At 64.6% G+C, this 13,610-nt stretch carries 15 protein-coding genes; 9 read left to right on the forward strand and 6 right to left on the reverse strand.

Translation table 11 applies throughout. The features are described from left to right. Positions 1-43: 43 nt before the first annotated feature. The 4 genes from HR9077_RS01295 to HR9077_RS01310 all read right to left on the reverse strand — a co-directional run bounded on the left by HR9077_RS01295 (position 44) and on the right by HR9077_RS01310 (position 5,268). The gene (locus HR9077_RS01295) at positions 44-772 is read right to left on the reverse strand and encodes a 3'-5' exonuclease (protein ID WP_136064321.1); all 729 of its coding nucleotides are present in this window, start codon (positions 770-772) and stop codon (positions 44-46) included. Beyond that, positions 772-2,679 (reverse strand): DUF294 nucleotidyltransferase-like domain-containing protein, encoded by a 1,908-nt coding sequence (locus tag HR9077_RS01300; RefSeq protein ID WP_136064323.1) that lies wholly within the window; start codon positions 2,677-2,679, stop codon positions 772-774. Before HR9077_RS01300 ends, HR9077_RS01295 begins: the two co-directional genes overlap by 1 nt. Positions 2,680-2,772: 93 nt before the next feature. Then, complete coding sequence (cobA, locus tag HR9077_RS01305) at positions 2,773-3,639, reverse strand: uroporphyrinogen-III C-methyltransferase (protein ID WP_136064325.1); 867 nt, start codon at positions 3,637-3,639, stop codon at positions 2,773-2,775. 168 nt (positions 3,640-3,807) lie between these two features. Beyond that, positions 3,808-5,268: a sodium-dependent transporter gene (locus HR9077_RS01310; protein ID WP_136064327.1), complete on the reverse strand. Its 1,461-nt coding sequence runs from the start codon at positions 5,266-5,268 to the stop codon at positions 3,808-3,810. 404 nt (positions 5,269-5,672) lie between these two features. Between HR9077_RS01310 and HR9077_RS01315 the strand changes: the two genes are divergently transcribed. From HR9077_RS01315 to HR9077_RS01340, 6 genes are all read left to right on the forward strand, one after another. Further along, positions 5,673-6,143, forward strand: a complete 471-nt coding sequence (locus HR9077_RS01315) for a MarR family winged helix-turn-helix transcriptional regulator (protein ID WP_210725822.1) — start codon at positions 5,673-5,675, stop codon at positions 6,141-6,143. Between the two features lie 106 nt (positions 6,144-6,249). After that, positions 6,250-6,690: a LexA family protein gene (locus HR9077_RS01320; protein ID WP_244612980.1), complete on the forward strand. Its 441-nt coding sequence runs from the start codon at positions 6,250-6,252 to the stop codon at positions 6,688-6,690. Then, positions 6,687-7,967: a Y-family DNA polymerase gene (locus tag HR9077_RS01325; RefSeq protein WP_136064329.1), complete on the forward strand. Its 1,281-nt coding sequence runs from the start codon at positions 6,687-6,689 to the stop codon at positions 7,965-7,967. Before HR9077_RS01320 ends, HR9077_RS01325 begins: the two co-directional genes overlap by 4 nt. Positions 7,968-8,511: 544 nt before the next feature. After that, a complete protein-coding gene (locus HR9077_RS21825; protein ID WP_168380868.1) occupies positions 8,512-8,736 on the forward strand; it encodes a hypothetical protein in 225 nt (74 codons plus the stop codon). A 384-nt stretch (positions 8,737-9,120) separates the two neighbouring features. Then, positions 9,121-9,462 carry a hypothetical protein gene (locus HR9077_RS01335; RefSeq protein WP_136064333.1) on the forward strand — a complete coding sequence of 114 codons (342 nt, stop codon included), beginning with the start codon at positions 9,121-9,123 and terminating at the stop codon, positions 9,460-9,462. A gap of 61 nt (positions 9,463-9,523) precedes the next feature. After that, positions 9,524-9,883 carry a Crp/Fnr family transcriptional regulator gene (locus HR9077_RS01340; protein WP_280178395.1) on the forward strand — a complete coding sequence of 120 codons (360 nt, stop codon included), beginning with the start codon at positions 9,524-9,526 and terminating at the stop codon, positions 9,881-9,883. 35 nt (positions 9,884-9,918) lie between these two features. On the opposite strand, the gene HR9077_RS01345 is transcribed toward HR9077_RS01340, so the two are convergent. Further along, positions 9,919-10,272, reverse strand: a complete 354-nt coding sequence (locus HR9077_RS01345; protein WP_136064337.1) for a helix-turn-helix domain-containing protein — start codon at positions 10,270-10,272, stop codon at positions 9,919-9,921. Positions 10,273-10,352: 80 nt separating this feature from the next. Between HR9077_RS01345 and HR9077_RS01350 the strand changes: the two genes are divergently transcribed. From HR9077_RS01350 to dusA, 3 genes are all read left to right on the forward strand, one after another. Then, positions 10,353-10,586, forward strand: a complete 234-nt coding sequence (locus HR9077_RS01350; RefSeq protein ID WP_136064339.1) for a DNA-binding protein — start codon at positions 10,353-10,355, stop codon at positions 10,584-10,586. 249 nt (positions 10,587-10,835) lie between these two features. Beyond that, positions 10,836-11,111 (forward strand): hypothetical protein, encoded by a 276-nt coding sequence (locus HR9077_RS01355; protein WP_136064340.1) that lies wholly within the window; start codon positions 10,836-10,838, stop codon positions 11,109-11,111. 366 nt (positions 11,112-11,477) lie between these two features. Continuing rightward, positions 11,478-12,494 carry a tRNA dihydrouridine(20/20a) synthase DusA gene (dusA, locus tag HR9077_RS01360; RefSeq protein ID WP_244612983.1) on the forward strand — a complete coding sequence of 339 codons (1,017 nt, stop codon included), beginning with the start codon at positions 11,478-11,480 and terminating at the stop codon, positions 12,492-12,494. 49 nt (positions 12,495-12,543) lie between these two features. Here the strand turns inward: dusA and HR9077_RS01365 are convergent, their stop codons facing one another. Next, entirely contained in the window at positions 12,544-13,572 is a 1,029-nt protein-coding gene (locus tag HR9077_RS01365; RefSeq protein WP_136064344.1) for a succinylglutamate desuccinylase/aspartoacylase family protein, read from the reverse strand. Positions 13,573-13,610 lie beyond the last annotated feature (38 nt).

The raw sequence follows: 13,610 nt of genomic DNA on the forward strand, positions 1-13,610 counted from the left end.
CTTTTTTATGCCTCTCCGTCGCCGGGGCGATGACGCAAGCGTCTCAACGCCAGAATGTGCCGACCGGGGTCTGCCAGGAATAGTGACGGGCGATCTGCGCCTGCAATAGCTCGGCGGTGGCCAGGGCGTCACTCAGGGCATGATGGCCGGTGTAGGCCGGCAGATTGTAGCGCTGACGACTCTCGTGCAGGCGGATCGACGCCGGCGGTCGCCCCATCAGACGCCGTAGCCACAGCCAGTGCCGTCGGCGATGGCGCACCGCCTCCAGCGACATGGTGTCGATCATCGGAAACAGCAGGTGCTCGTCGAGCCGTTCGTGTATCGCCGCGTCGAGGAACTCGCGTTCGATGGGACGGTAATGAACCACCGCCAGCCGTCCGGCCATGCAAGCCAGCAGCTCGTCGAGTACGCTGTCCAGGTCAGGTGCACTGGCCACTTCCGAATGGGTAATGTGGTGAAACGTCACCGACTCGGCACTCAGCGGGCGACGTGGCGCCACCACCCAGTAGCGCGCCTCGCTGAGCCGGATGCGCTCCAGCGTGAACGGTACCACGCCGATGCTGACGATGCCGTGGCGGCTCGCATCCAGGCCGGTGGTTTCCAGATCCATCGCCACCAGCGGCACTTCGCCAATCGGTGTATCCGGATCGGGCGTGCCGCTGGCGTAATAGCGCTCGAGACGCGGGTCCTTGGCGTCCTTGGCCCGCGATGCCAGATAGGTCGGCCAATCGGGCACCTGCTTGCTTAGCCGGGAGAACAGGCGCGTCGCCATCAGCGGCCCTTCGAGGGCATCGGATAGCGAAAGCCGAGAAACTTCTGGGCATGGCTCAACACCTCGAAGGCATCCTTCAGATGCCGTCGCTCACGCCCCGACAGCCGCTCGGGTACGACGCTGTTGTCGGTGGTGTCCTCGTTGCGCTCGATATCGTAGGCCTGGTGGCGGATACGCACCATCGACAGCAACTCGAAGGCGTGGCGTAGCCGCTCGTTGACGCCCTCGGGCAACAAGCGGGTGCGCGCGATGTCGTCCAGCCGCGCAAAGGTGTTCTGCGCCTTCGAGCCACAGGCCAGGGCATGGATCCTCACCAGATCGACCAGCGGCGCCGTACCGCGCCGCTTGAGGTTGATCGACTGGCGATGCTTGCCGTCCCGCTCCATCACGAAGGTCCGGAAGAAGCCCAGCGGCGGCGTACGTCCCAGCGCATTGCGCGCCATCGCCGCGAGGAACACCGGACGCTGCGGCGCGCGTTCGGCGATCAGGTCCTGTAGCTGTTCGACGTACTCCTCCTCGCCATGCACGCTGGCCAGGTCGAAGAAGATCGAACTGTGCAGCAACCGCTCGGGGCTCGGTTCGTCCATCCACTCGCCGAAGTAGCGCTTCCAGACCTTGAGCGGCTGCCGCCAGCGCTCGTTGGTGGCCATGATGTCGCCCTTGCAGTACGGGTAGCCGCAGGCCGCCAGACCATCGCTGACAAACGCCGCCAAGTCCTTGAAATACGCGTCGTGGCGCTCGGGATCGAAGCGATCGTCGAGAATCAGCGCGTTGTCCTGGTCGGCGGTGATGGTCGGCTCGTCACGTGCCATCGAGCCCAGCACCATGAAGCAATAGGGCACCGGGGGCGGCCCCAGTTCGGCCTCGCCGAGCTCCAGCAGGCGGCGCGCGAAACTGCGTCCGATGGTCGCCAATGCCTGCCCGGTCATTTCCGAGTTGGCACCATCCCTGACCAGCCGCGCAAAGGAGGTACGCACCTCGCCACTCAACGCCGCCAGCTGGCTCACATCTGTCTGGTGGAAGATGTTGTTGACCAGATACAGGCTGCTGTGGGTTTCGTAGCGCACGATGTCCGGAAGGTTCAGCACCCCGATGGGGTGGCGCCGATGCAGTACCGGCAGGTGCTGCACGTTGTTGCGCAGCATGCACAGCATCGCCTCGTAGACCGACTCGTCGGACTGGATGGCGATCGGATCCCGCGACATCACCTCGCTGACCGGGGCCTGCGGCGAGATACCGTCGGCCAGCACCCGGGTACAGAAATCGCGATCGGTCAGGATGCCCGCCAGCCGCCAGGACTGATTGTCGCGCCCGGAGAAGGAATGCTCCCAGTCATCCTCGGGAGCGTCCAGCACCAGCACGCAGGTCGTGTTTTCCTCGCGCATCTGCCGGGCGGCCTGCTGCAGCGGCATACCGGCCTCGACCAGCAGCGGCTGGCGGTGGATCAGCTTGCGCACCCGGGTGGTCAGCATGTCGCTGCCGCGATGCTGCTCCTCCACCGTGGCCTTGAGCCGCTGCCCGCCGGTATCGACGAAATCCGAGAATTCGTCGTTCTCATCGCAGAGCTGCTGGAACAGCGCCTCGGGAATGAAATAGACCAACGAGTCCTCGAGCGCGCGCACCGGGAAACGTACCCGATTGTTTCTCAACAGGTCCGAGTAGCCGAAGATGTCGCCTTCGCTGAGACGATTGAACAGGCCACCGCTGCGCTTGAACATCTCCACCGCGCCGCTGCGCAGGTACCACAGCTCGTGGATCGGCTGGTCCTTTACCAGCAGATCAGTGCCGGCCTGAAAATAGCGGACGTCCACCTGCTCGGCGACGCGGTCCAGCAGTTCGTCGGGAAGTGTGTCAAACGGCGCGAACTGCGCCATGTGATCGCGGATGTCCAACTGCTCGATGGTCATGACGGCCTCGTCCATGGCATCGTGGGAGTTATCATTCTCGGAAGCGCCCCGACCAGCGTCAACCACAACCGCTCATGGAATTGCAGGCACGGCTCAGGCCGTATCAGCGCCCCCCAGCGGCGAGGGATGTTTACCCTGTTCCCAGCCCCGGCTCGCCGAATGCGCGCCGTCGAACCAGGCGAGCCGCGCGGCCAGCGACACCACGCTGCCGACGATGATCAGCGTCGGGGGGCGCACCCGGTCCGGCGAGAGCGCGGCGGGGAGTGCATCCAGCGTGCCGACATGCACGCGCTGGCGGGCGGTGGTGCCTTGTTCGATCAACGCCAGGGGCGTCTTGCCGGACAGGCCGTGGGCGCGCAACTCGTGGCGAATCACCTCGAGGCTACCCAGCCCCATGTAGAATACCAACGTCTGCTGGGGCCGCGCCAACGTCGGCCAGTCCAGCTCGCTGCTGCCGTTCTTGAGGTGGCCGGTGACGAAGCGTACCGACTGGGCGTGATCGCGATGGGTCAGCGGGATTCCCGCATAGGCGCCGCACCCCGAGGCGGCGGTGATCCCGGGTATCACTTCGAACGGGATACCGGCTTCGGCCAGCGTCTCGAGCTCTTCACCGCCCCGGCCGAAGATGAACGGATCGCCGCCCTTGAGGCGTACCACCCGCTTGCCCTGGCGTGCCCAGTCGACCAATGCCCGATTGATGTCTTCCTGCGGCAGGCTGTGCTGCGAGCGCGCCTTGCCCACATAGAGTTGCCGCGCCACCGGGTTGGCCAGCGCCAGGACCTCGCTGCTGACCAGCCGGTCGTGGAGAATCACTTCGGCAACCTCCAGGCGTTTCAAGGCCTTGAGCGTCAGCAGCTCGGGGTCGCCCGGCCCGGCACCGATCAGGCACACCTGACCACGCGGAAAGTCGCGCAACGCCGGCGAGACGGCAGGAGACGGCGTGGGAGGGAGATCGGGCATCGGCTGGCTCTTGTAACGAAATAAAAGGAGGGGCTCTCTAGATGGACGCAAAAATAATCATCCCGCGAGAACTATGCCAGTAACGTCTGGTTGCCAGCTTATAACCCCGGCCCGGCAACGCAAGCGCCCCGGCCAGGCCGGGGCGCGGATCTCGCGGTGCGGAGGGAGCTAGCCCGCCAACTGTTGCTTCAGCCGTGGGCTGAGCAGCTCGCCGAGCAGCGTGATCGCCACCAGCACGCCCAGCAACCAGGGCCACTGGCTGCCCATGTCGAGCGTCATCAGGCCCAGCGCATCGATGAAGATCATCACGATGCCCAGCGGACTGACGTAGCGGATCATGAACAGCCACAGCGCGTACGGAACGCGCCCCAGTCCCAACTCGGAGCGGAATATCTCGTTGCGCAGGAAGAACCCGGCCAGCAGCGCCATGCCCAGGCCACCCAGCGGCATCATCCAGCGGGAGGTCAGGTAATCCAGCCAATCGAAGAAGTTCCTGCCGGCCAGCGTCCACTCCGCGCCGACGTTGAAAGACAGCATTGCCAGGGTGCTGACCAGCCACAGCACGATACCGGTGCCCCAGGCCGCCCTGGCCCGCGAAATGCCCTTGCTTTCGTTGAGCCAGGCGACGGTGGCCTCGATCATCGAGATCGCCGAGGTCAGCGCGGCCATGGTCAGCATCACGAAGAAGATGATCTCGAGCAGCGTGCCCAGCGGCATCTGCTGGAAGGCCAGCGGCAGGCTCATGAAGAGCAGCCCCGGGCCGCTCGCCGGATCGAGGCCGTTGGCGAAGATCACCGGGAAGATCGCCAGCCCCGCCATCAGCGCCACCAGGGTGTCGCAGATCGCCACGGTGAAGGTGGTGCGGGCGATCGACTTGCCGTCGGGCAGGTAGGAGCCGTAGGTAAGGATCGCCCCGGAGGCCAGCGACAGCGTGAAGAAGGCATGGCCCATCGCCGCCAGCAGGCCGGCGCTGGACAGCTTGCCGAGCTCGAAGGCGAACAGGAAGTTCACCGCCTGGCCGAAGCCGCCGGAGAACATCGCATAGACGATCATGATCGCCAGCATGATCACCATGCCCGGCATCATCCAGCGCACGCTCTTCTCGATGCCCTCCTGCACGCCCTTGCCGACGATCAGCATGGTGACCACGGTCACCAGCGTGCTCCAGAACCCCAGGTTCAGCGGATTGGCGTTGTTGGCGCCGAAGATCGCCGCCATGCCCTCGACGCTGTCGGCGCTCAACCCGCCGCTGATCGCCTTCCACAGGTACGACACCGACCAGCCGGCGACCACCACGTAGAACGACAGGATCATGAAGCCGCACAGCATCGCCATCCAGCCGATCAATGCCCAGCCGCGGCCATGTCCGGATTCGCGAGCCACCCGGCGGATGGCGTCGATCGGGCTCCCCCGGCCGCGGCGGCCGAAGCCGATCTCGACCATCATGATCGGGATGCCGATCGCCAGGATGCACGCCAGGTAGACCAGCACGAAGGCGCCGCCCCCGTATTCGCCGGTCATGTAGGGGAATTTCCAGATATTGCCCAGCCCCACGGCCGAACCGGTCGCCGCAAGGACGAAGCCCCAACGGCTCATCCAGAGATTGTGGGGGTTCTGTCTTGTCGTCATGGAACACCTTGAAGTTTTGTTGTTGTGCCGATGGGCCGCCGCGCATCGCCGCACAAGCCGGCGATTGTAGCGTCATTGGTTCGGCTGTCGCCAACGATGCGGGCATTCGTGCTTCTGAATGAAGCGTTTACAACGGATTCACCGGTCCAGCGCCATTCGCTTCATGGCCAGTGAGTCGAGTCGGCGGCCCGCCCCCGAGGGACGCCACCGCGTGGTAAAGTTTCATTTGAAACCATAAGTTGAGGCTCGAGGCCCCACAAGCTTATCGACGCCACCCGATTGTCTCAGCGACAAAATTGCGTAACGTTTTCGCTACACCCTTTCGACGGCGGGCGCCGTTGCTGCCGCCCCTGATACGACAGCGCCGCCCCATTCGAGCCACCACTCGCTGCCTGGAGATCGCCTTGCCCAGCCATCCATCCCACACGCTCGACCTCGAGGCATTCCTGCCCTATCGACTGTCCAACCTGGCCGAACGCATCAGCCAGGCGCTATCGACGATCTACGCCCAGCAGTACGACCTGACCATCGCCCAATGGCGGGTGCTCGCCTGGCTACAGCAGACCCAGCCACTGACCGCCAAGCGAATCTGCCAACTGACCGCCATGGACAAGGCCCGGGTCTCGCGGGCCGTCGCGCAACTCGTGGCGCGCAGGCTGGTTCGCCGCCGCCGCGACACAACCGACCAGCGCACGCTGTGGCTGACTCTCAGCGTCGAGGGCGACGAGCTGCTGGCAACGGTGATTCCCCGGGCGCTGGCCTGGGAACGCGAACTGACCGCGAACCTGAGCGCAACGGAGTACCGGGAGTTCTTCAGGCTCCTGGCCAAGGTCGAGGCCGGCCTGGCACCCGAGACGCCGCCCGCCGACGGCTGACCCTGCCGCCCGGGTCGGCGATGAGCCGTCCATGAAGAACGTTGACTTGCCTGACCGGAACAGCCTCGGATACTGTATATAAAAACAGCCAAGAGGCACTCCGCTCATGACCGACCTGACGCCACGTCGCGCCGCCATGTCGCCCACGCCGCAGGCCCTGCCCTACCCGCAGGTACGCCCGCGTGCCGGTTTCTCGGGCTTTCCCTCGCCCGCCGAAGACTATGAAGAGCGTGCCCTCGACCTCAACGAACGCCTGGTCAAGAACCCCGCGGCCACGTTCTTCATGCAGGTCGAAGGCGACAGCATGATCGATTATCAGGTCGGCGACGGCGACACGCTGGTCGTCGACCGGGCACTCGAGCCGCTGCCCGGCCACATTGTCGTCGCGCTGGTCGACGGCGAAGTCGTCGTCAAACGCTACGAGCAACACCATGGCCGGCCGCAGCTGTGTTCGGGCAACCCCCGCTACGCGCCGATTCCGCTCAGCGATCGCGATTGCCAGATATGGGGCGTGGTGCGCGCGGTCATCCATGAGTACCCCGTATGATCGGACTGATCGATGCCAACAACTTCTATGTCAGTTGCGAGCGCGTCTTCCAGCCCCGCCTGGAAGGCATCCCGGTCGGCGTACTGTCCAACAACGACGGCTGCGTGATCGCCCGTTCGCCGGAACTCAAGTCGCTGGACGTCGGCCTCGGCACTCCGGCCTATCGGCTGCAGGCCCTGCAGCGCCAGCATGGCATCGAACTGGTGTCTTCCAATTACGAACTCTACGGCGACATGTCGGCACGCATGCGCGCGGTGGTCGACACGTTTTCGCCATGGGTGGAGCCCTACTCCATCGACGAGGTCTTCGCGCGCTTCGATGGCGTGCCGGACGATGAGCTGGAAACCCACTGCCGTCGGCTGCGCCAGCGGGTGCAACGCCTTGTCGGACTGCCGGTATGTGTCGGCGTGGCCCCCACCCGCACCCTGGCCAAGCTCGCCAACCATATCGCCAAGCAAATGCCCGCCCATCGGGGCGTGTGCGTGCTACGCGCCGATGGCGAAGCCACCCGGGCGCTCATGCAGCGCATCACCATCGATCAGCTGTGGGGCATCGGCCGACAGCTGGTCGAGCGTCTGCATCTACTGGGCATCCACAGCGCCTGGGAACTGCGCAACGCCGACCCCAAGCACATACGCCGGCATTTCTCGGTCAATCTCGAACGCACGCTGCTTGAATTGCGCGGCATCCCCTGCCTGGAAATGCACGATGGCAACGATACCAAGCAACGCATCATGACCTCGCGCAGTTTCGGCCGGCTGACCGACGATCTCGGCGACCTGCGCGAGGCGGTACGTCAGCATGCCCAGCGCGGCGCCGAGAAGCTGCGTCGACAACGCGGACTGGCACGGGCGGTGCTGGTCTTCTTGAGAACCAACCGCCACCGCGCCGAACATGTCCAGTACAACCCGAGCACCATCGTCGAGCTCGACTGTCCGACCGCCGACAGCCGATTGATCGCCGCTGCCGCCGGGCACGGCCTGGCACGGATCTATCGCCCCCGCCACTGGTTCATGAAGACGGGCGTCATGCTGCTCGACCTGATCGACGCGGAGCGCCAGCAACTGGCGCTGTTCGACGCCCCCGGGCAGGCCGTCGAGCGCGAACGCAGCGAGCGCCTTATGGCGACGCTGGATGCCCTGAACCACGCCATGGGGCGTGGCACCGTGCATCTGGGCATGCCGCGCGGTGACGCCGCCTGGCATCTGCGTTGCGCGCATCTCACTCCACGCTATACCACCCGCTGGGGTGAGCTTCTCCGGGTCCAGGCACGCTGATCGTCGGGCCCGGTCGGCTACCGGGTAAAGGCTGATCACGCAAAAAAGCCCGGCCTTCACAGGCCGGGCTTCCAGGAGTGCTGCTTTTCCTTGCGGCTTCCGCGAGCGTCCTGCCCGCGCTTCCTTGGTGTCGAGTCGTCCTGACTCCATTCATCCCTGTACGGGCTCTCCCTGCCCGATGCACCTACCCTCTCAAAAACCATCCAGGCGATAGATAACCCAAGTTAAACAAGCCATGAAATTTCAATAACGATCTGGTTACGTTGCCCGGCGGCGACTGGCTGCCGCGTTCTTTGTAAGAGATCGCCTACAAAAAATAGCGGTTATCTCTCACAGCCAGGTTTCAGCCTCCCACGTAAGCTGATCCCTCGCCAGCTCGAACGACAGCCCGACCGGACGCGGCCCGACCGGACGCGGCCCGACCGGACGCGGCCCGACCGAACGCGGCCCGACCGAACGCGGCCCGACCGGCTCCAAGCAGCCAGCTCCGCAAATACGCTGGGCAACCGGGGCAGAGCCCCATCAAGCAGCGGGGAGAATGACCATGAAACACATTACCCGGGAAGTCGATGCTCAGGGTAACCATATCCTCATGTGTGATTGTGGAAACGTCGAGATCGCGGCACAGGATCCCTCCGCGTGGACCACGTTCAGCTATCAGCGTCTATTGGGCGCTCTCGGTTGCGTGAAATGCCTGCACTGCGCACGCTACGAAACCGTATCGTTTCGCGCTGCCGTGGAAGAGTCTTCGCCCCGCCAGCATGCCTAGCCCCACCGCAACACAGCCGGACAAACAGCCGAATCACTGCCTGCGCCGTGTAGACAAAAAACACCCCGCCTTGGGCGGGGTAGACAAAGCAGGGAAGTCTGAAACAACCCGACCGACCATCCCGAACGCTTCGTCAGGACAGGTCGTCAGCCTGTACCGGACAGTCTCACAAACTTTAGCGAATCACGATTTAACCCAGGTTATCGAAACGCCGCTTTATGCAGGCGCCTTTATCCGCCATGCGCTTTCCTTGTCCGCTATGATCGCGCCGTTCCCCTTGCAGGCCCCTCCATCGAGGATGAATGCCTCCCAGGGAGCCCACCGGGATTGGTACCTCTCCGGCTCTTATCTACACACTCAAGGGCAACCAACAAGGAGGTGTCCATGCGATTTCCCAAGCGCGCCATCGGCGCCAGCCTGCTGAGCATGATGCTACCAGCCCTGATGACCACCCTTGCCTGGGGGGAAGTACCGACCGAGAAAGCCCAGCAACTGGTGGAACAGTGCCGAGACAAGACCCTGCAAAGTCGCGAGGGAAAGGAACTTGCCGGTAACCCCACCAAGGGCGAGAACAATGCCAGGAGCTATACGCCCGGCGAGCCATTCGAGCTGCATATCAACTTCACCGGACACGGCAATACCGTGCATAACGTGACCTGCCAGATCGACGAGCAGGGCCGGATCAGCTTCAAGGAAGTCGACGAATCGGGCAGCGCCAAGAAGTAAGCGTGAGGCCATCATTACCGAAAGGCTGGTCAATATCCTGCGCCACGACGCTCGCTCGCGTATCGCTCACTTCATGCTCGAACTCTATTACCGCCTCAAGCGCATCGATGCCACTTTGACCCATGACTTCACGCTGCCATTGAGCCAGCGGGACATGAGCCGCCTGCTGGGCATGACCACGGTCCATATCAGCCGCACGCTGACCGAGCTGGAGCGCGAAGGATTGCTGCGCAAGACCCGCAAGCATGTACAGATACTGGATCTCGAGGGGCTGACCAAGATCATGTCCTCCGACCCCTTCAAGGTGACCGACAAGCTCAACCCACTCTTCGAGGGAGCCGGTTTGCGCGCTCGGCAAAGCCCCGCTTCATGCGCGCCCCCCAACAGCCAGACGGGGCAAGGATCCTCGTCAGCGCGGTGACACCAAAGGACACGAAAGGGGCCATCGGTTGCCGTTCAGCCAGAGCAGGTCTCGCCGTTTCTTTCGGCCTTGCCCGCCGCCGCGTAGACCTGGCTGACCTCGGCAATGGTGCGCCGGCGCTCCTGCGGCGTCTTGCGGTAATTGTCCAGCAATGCCGCCTCGTCGGTTGTCAACGACGCATCTGTCGCGGAGCGCCGCCCGGTCAGCACGTAAAGCACATCGACGCCCTTGGCAGCTACTGCCGACAAGTAGGCGGCATCGGGGCTACGCGTGCCTTTCTCATAATTCCTTTGAGCATTCGAGTGGACGCCACCGATCTCTCCCAGGGCCGTCTGAGAGAGCTTCAAACGCTTTCGTTCCTCTAGCAACCTGTCTCCGATACCACTCATTTGTGTCTACTTTTCCATTGACACCACCCAAAAGAGTGGTATTCTGTAATTGACCAACACGAACGAACACGTTTCGAACTATGCCCAAGCTACTTACCCCCGAGCAAGCCCGCGAGGCGCTCAACGAAAAGGGAATGAGCATTGCCGAGTTCAGCCGCATCCACGGCCTGAATCGCCAGATGGTCAGCGACCTGCTTTCCGGCAGGAAGAAAGGACTACGCGGCGAGTCCCATCGCGCCGCTGTGCTGCTCGGTATCAAGAAGGGCGTGATCGTCGACCATCCCCGGACCACCCGGGCCAAGCCTTCACGGTGAGATGAAGCCGTCACGTGCCCGGCCTCCCGGCGTGCACGGAACGAGGCCTACGGCCGGCATGGAGCGAGATCACGCCTACCATCGTGCCCGGCGTTTCCCACCCACGGGGGTGTTGCCTTCGGGTCCCGCCAAGGGGTCAGTAGCGCGACCCCGCGCCTGGGGCATTGCAAGCCGCGAAGCCCAATCACCGCATGGGATCGCCAGCGTCGCGCGCGAGTCGCTCAAGCTACTGGAGTAAGGACCGCCGAAATGAATCCGATCGCTGACTTCGATCCGCGTGACTACGCCATCATCAGGGCCCTCGGAGCCCTGTGCCTGGCGCCGCCCGACATCGAACTGGCGCAGCTCTTCCTGCGCCAGGCCGGTGCCGACGAGCGGATCCACCAAGCGGCGAACACTGCCCGCCGCCAGGGCCTGCTCGCCCAGGGCCGGGCCCGCCGCGTGAACGATCGGACCATCGAGATCACCCTTCCCGACTGTCGGCTGGCCGACCTGTTCGAAGCGTTGCAGGAGGATGCCCAATGAAACATGCGACATGGCCAGAGCCGAAACCCGGTTCTGCACGGCCGGGCGTATCGGCCGAAAACACCGAATTTCACTTCAGCGCCGGGCCTGGTAAATGAAGAGCGGCGTGGCGCCCAGGAACCCCCGGAACGTTTTCGATGCTGAGTCGTCAGGTTGGCCCTGACGGGCAATGCGGATCCGCGTCAGGTATGAGAAACTGCCGCCCTTTCTCGGGCGCTTGAGTATCGTCGCCACCGGCTCGCTCCAAAATGTAACCACTTCCTGGAGCGCGAAGTGCCAAAAGTGTGGCAGCGCACCCGGAAAAACCTATCCAAACAACTGTAAACATGAACAGTTATGACAGATAAGGCTATCGCCTCAACCCGCATGAATGCTGGAAACCCGCGCCCCAAGCTGGACAGGACGTTTTCCGTCGCGCCGATGATGGATTGGACGACCCGCGACTACCGCGCTTTCGCCCGGACGCTGACGCGCCATGCGCTGCTGTATACCGAGATGGTGACGACCGGGGCGATCCTCCACGGCACGCCGCGCGAGCGCTTCCTGGGTTACCAAACGGCGGAACATCCGCTGGCCCTGCAGCTCGGCGGCAGCGATGCCGGGGAGCTCGCCGAGTGCGCGGCGATCGCCGAGGCGTGGGGCTACGATGAGGTCAACCTGAACGTCGGCTGCCCCAGCGATCGGGTGCAGAACAATCTGATCGGCGCCTGCCTGATGGCCCATCCCGACAAGGTGGCCGTCGCGGTGCGCGCGATGCGCGATGCGGTATCGATCCCGGTCACGGTCAAGTGTCGCATCGGCATCGACGACCAGGACGAGGACGCCGACCTGACGCGCTTCATCCAACAGGTCGCCGACGCCGGCTGCGAGACGTTCATCGTCCATGCCCGCAAGGCCTGGCTGCAGGGCCTGTCGCCCAAGGAAAACCGCGACGTGCCGCCGCTCAACTATCCGCGCGTCCAGCGCCTCAAGGCACAGCACCCCGAACTGCACATCGGCATCAACGGCGGCATCAAGACGCTGGCCGAATGCCGCGCGCATCTGGAATCCGTCGACAGCGTGATGGTGGGCCGCGAGGCGTACCAGAATCCGTGGCTGCTGGCCGGCGTCGACGAGGCGCTCTACGGCCTGGCCGGCCCGGCGGAAAGCCGCCATCAGGCGGCCCTGGCGCTGCGCCCCTATATTGCCCGGCGGCTCGCGGAAGGCGCCCGGCTCAACCACATTACTCGCCATGTGCTGGGACTGTTCCAGGGCTGTCCGGGCGGGCGGCGCTTCCGCCGGCACCTGTCCGAGAACGCCCATCGCGAGGGGGCCGGGCTCGCTGTCTTCGACGACGCCCTGGGGCTGGTACCCGAGCCGCAAGCAACCGCCGCCATCGCCTGAAGCCGCAGGCAGGTGCGTCACCAAGGCGCTACGCTCGCCTCCCGACAGCTCACAGCGTATCCGGCGTGCCCTCGAAATCCGACTGGAACGACTCGACGGCGTTCTCGGCCTCCTCGATCGCCTCGAAGCGAGCGACATGGAACAACGCCTCGCCCTCGTTGGCCAGCGGCAGGTTGCTCATGCCGATGACGATGCCGTCGGCATTGGCCACCACCTCGCCTTCGGAATTGCCGAAAGGATCGGCGACGATACCCAGCACCTGCCCCCGGGCAACCCGCGCCCCCAGGCGCACCCGCGGCCTCAGGATCCCGTCGATCGGCGCCCGCGCCCAGCTCGAGCCGTTGGCGATCTCGGCCGGCGGCGGCTCGCGACGCCGCCGGCTGGCCGCCAGCATGCCCAGATGACGCATCACCCGCAGCACCCCGCGCACCCCGGGAGCGATCGCCCACTCGTCGAAGCGCAGCGCCTCGCCGGCCTCGTAGGTCAGCACCGGCACGCCGTGGCTCTGGGCGTAGGCGCGCAAGCTGCCCTCGCGCAGTTCGGCATTGAGGATCACCGGAGCGCCGAAGGCCTCGGCCATCGCCGCGGTCTCGCTGCCCACGCTCAGTTGCGAGCGCACCTGCGGCAGATTGGTGCGGTGTATGGCGCCGGTGTGCAGATCGATGATGTGGCTCGCCTGGTCGACGATCTGTTCGCGAAACAGCGCCGCCACCCGCGAACCCAGCGAACCCGCCTCGCTGCCCGGAAAGCAGCGGTTGAGATCGCGCCGGTCGGGCAGGTAGCGGGTGTGCTGGACGAAGCCGAACACATTGACGATGGGCACCGCGATCAACGTGCCGCGCAGGCGGCGGATCGCCGACGAGCGCAGCAGCCGCCGTACGATCTCGACGCCGTTTATCTCGTCGCCGTGGATCGCCCCGCAGACCAGCAATACCGGGCCGGCCTGGCGACCATGCACCACCTCCACCGGAATGTGCAGCGGCGCGTGGGTATAGAGCTTGGCCACCGGGACGTCGATCTGGGCGCGGGAGCCGGGCGCTACGCGCACGCCGGCGAGTTCGAAGGGGGCACGTGCCATGATCCATCTCATGTAACGGAAACGTGGCCCCCTTATAC

The sequence above is a fragment of the Modicisalibacter radicis genome (assembly GCF_900961225.1).
Taxonomy (GTDB): Bacteria; Pseudomonadota; Gammaproteobacteria; order Pseudomonadales; family Halomonadaceae; genus Modicisalibacter.

Excerpts from the sequence above, each read along its gene's own strand:
- HR9077_RS01295 (WP_136064321.1), bottom strand. The coding sequence starts at position 772 with ATGGCGACGCGCCTGTTCTCCCGGCTAAGCAAGCAGGTGCCCGATTGG.
- HR9077_RS01300 (WP_136064323.1), bottom strand. The coding sequence starts at position 2,679 with ATGACCATCGAGCAGTTGGACATCCGCGATCACATGGCGCAGTTCGCG.
- cobA (WP_136064325.1), bottom strand. The coding sequence starts at position 3,639 with ATGCCCGATCTCCCTCCCACGCCGTCTCCTGCCGTCTCGCCGGCGTTG.
- HR9077_RS01310 (WP_136064327.1), bottom strand. The coding sequence starts at position 5,268 with ATGACGACAAGACAGAACCCCCACAATCTCTGGATGAGCCGTTGGGGC.
- HR9077_RS01320 (WP_244612980.1), top strand. The coding sequence starts at position 6,250 with ATGACCGACCTGACGCCACGTCGCGCCGCCATGTCGCCCACGCCGCAG.
- HR9077_RS01325 (WP_136064329.1), top strand. The coding sequence starts at position 6,687 with ATGATCGGACTGATCGATGCCAACAACTTCTATGTCAGTTGCGAGCGC.
- HR9077_RS21825 (WP_168380868.1), top strand. The coding sequence starts at position 8,512 with ATGAAACACATTACCCGGGAAGTCGATGCTCAGGGTAACCATATCCTC.
- HR9077_RS01335 (WP_136064333.1), top strand. The coding sequence starts at position 9,121 with ATGCGATTTCCCAAGCGCGCCATCGGCGCCAGCCTGCTGAGCATGATG.
- HR9077_RS01345 (WP_136064337.1), bottom strand. The coding sequence starts at position 10,272 with ATGAGTGGTATCGGAGACAGGTTGCTAGAGGAACGAAAGCGTTTGAAG.
- HR9077_RS01350 (WP_136064339.1), top strand. The coding sequence starts at position 10,353 with ATGCCCAAGCTACTTACCCCCGAGCAAGCCCGCGAGGCGCTCAACGAA.
- HR9077_RS01355 (WP_136064340.1), top strand. The coding sequence starts at position 10,836 with ATGAATCCGATCGCTGACTTCGATCCGCGTGACTACGCCATCATCAGG.
- dusA (WP_244612983.1), top strand. The coding sequence starts at position 11,478 with ATGAATGCTGGAAACCCGCGCCCCAAGCTGGACAGGACGTTTTCCGTC.
- HR9077_RS01365 (WP_136064344.1), bottom strand. The coding sequence starts at position 13,572 with ATGGCACGTGCCCCCTTCGAACTCGCCGGCGTGCGCGTAGCGCCCGGC.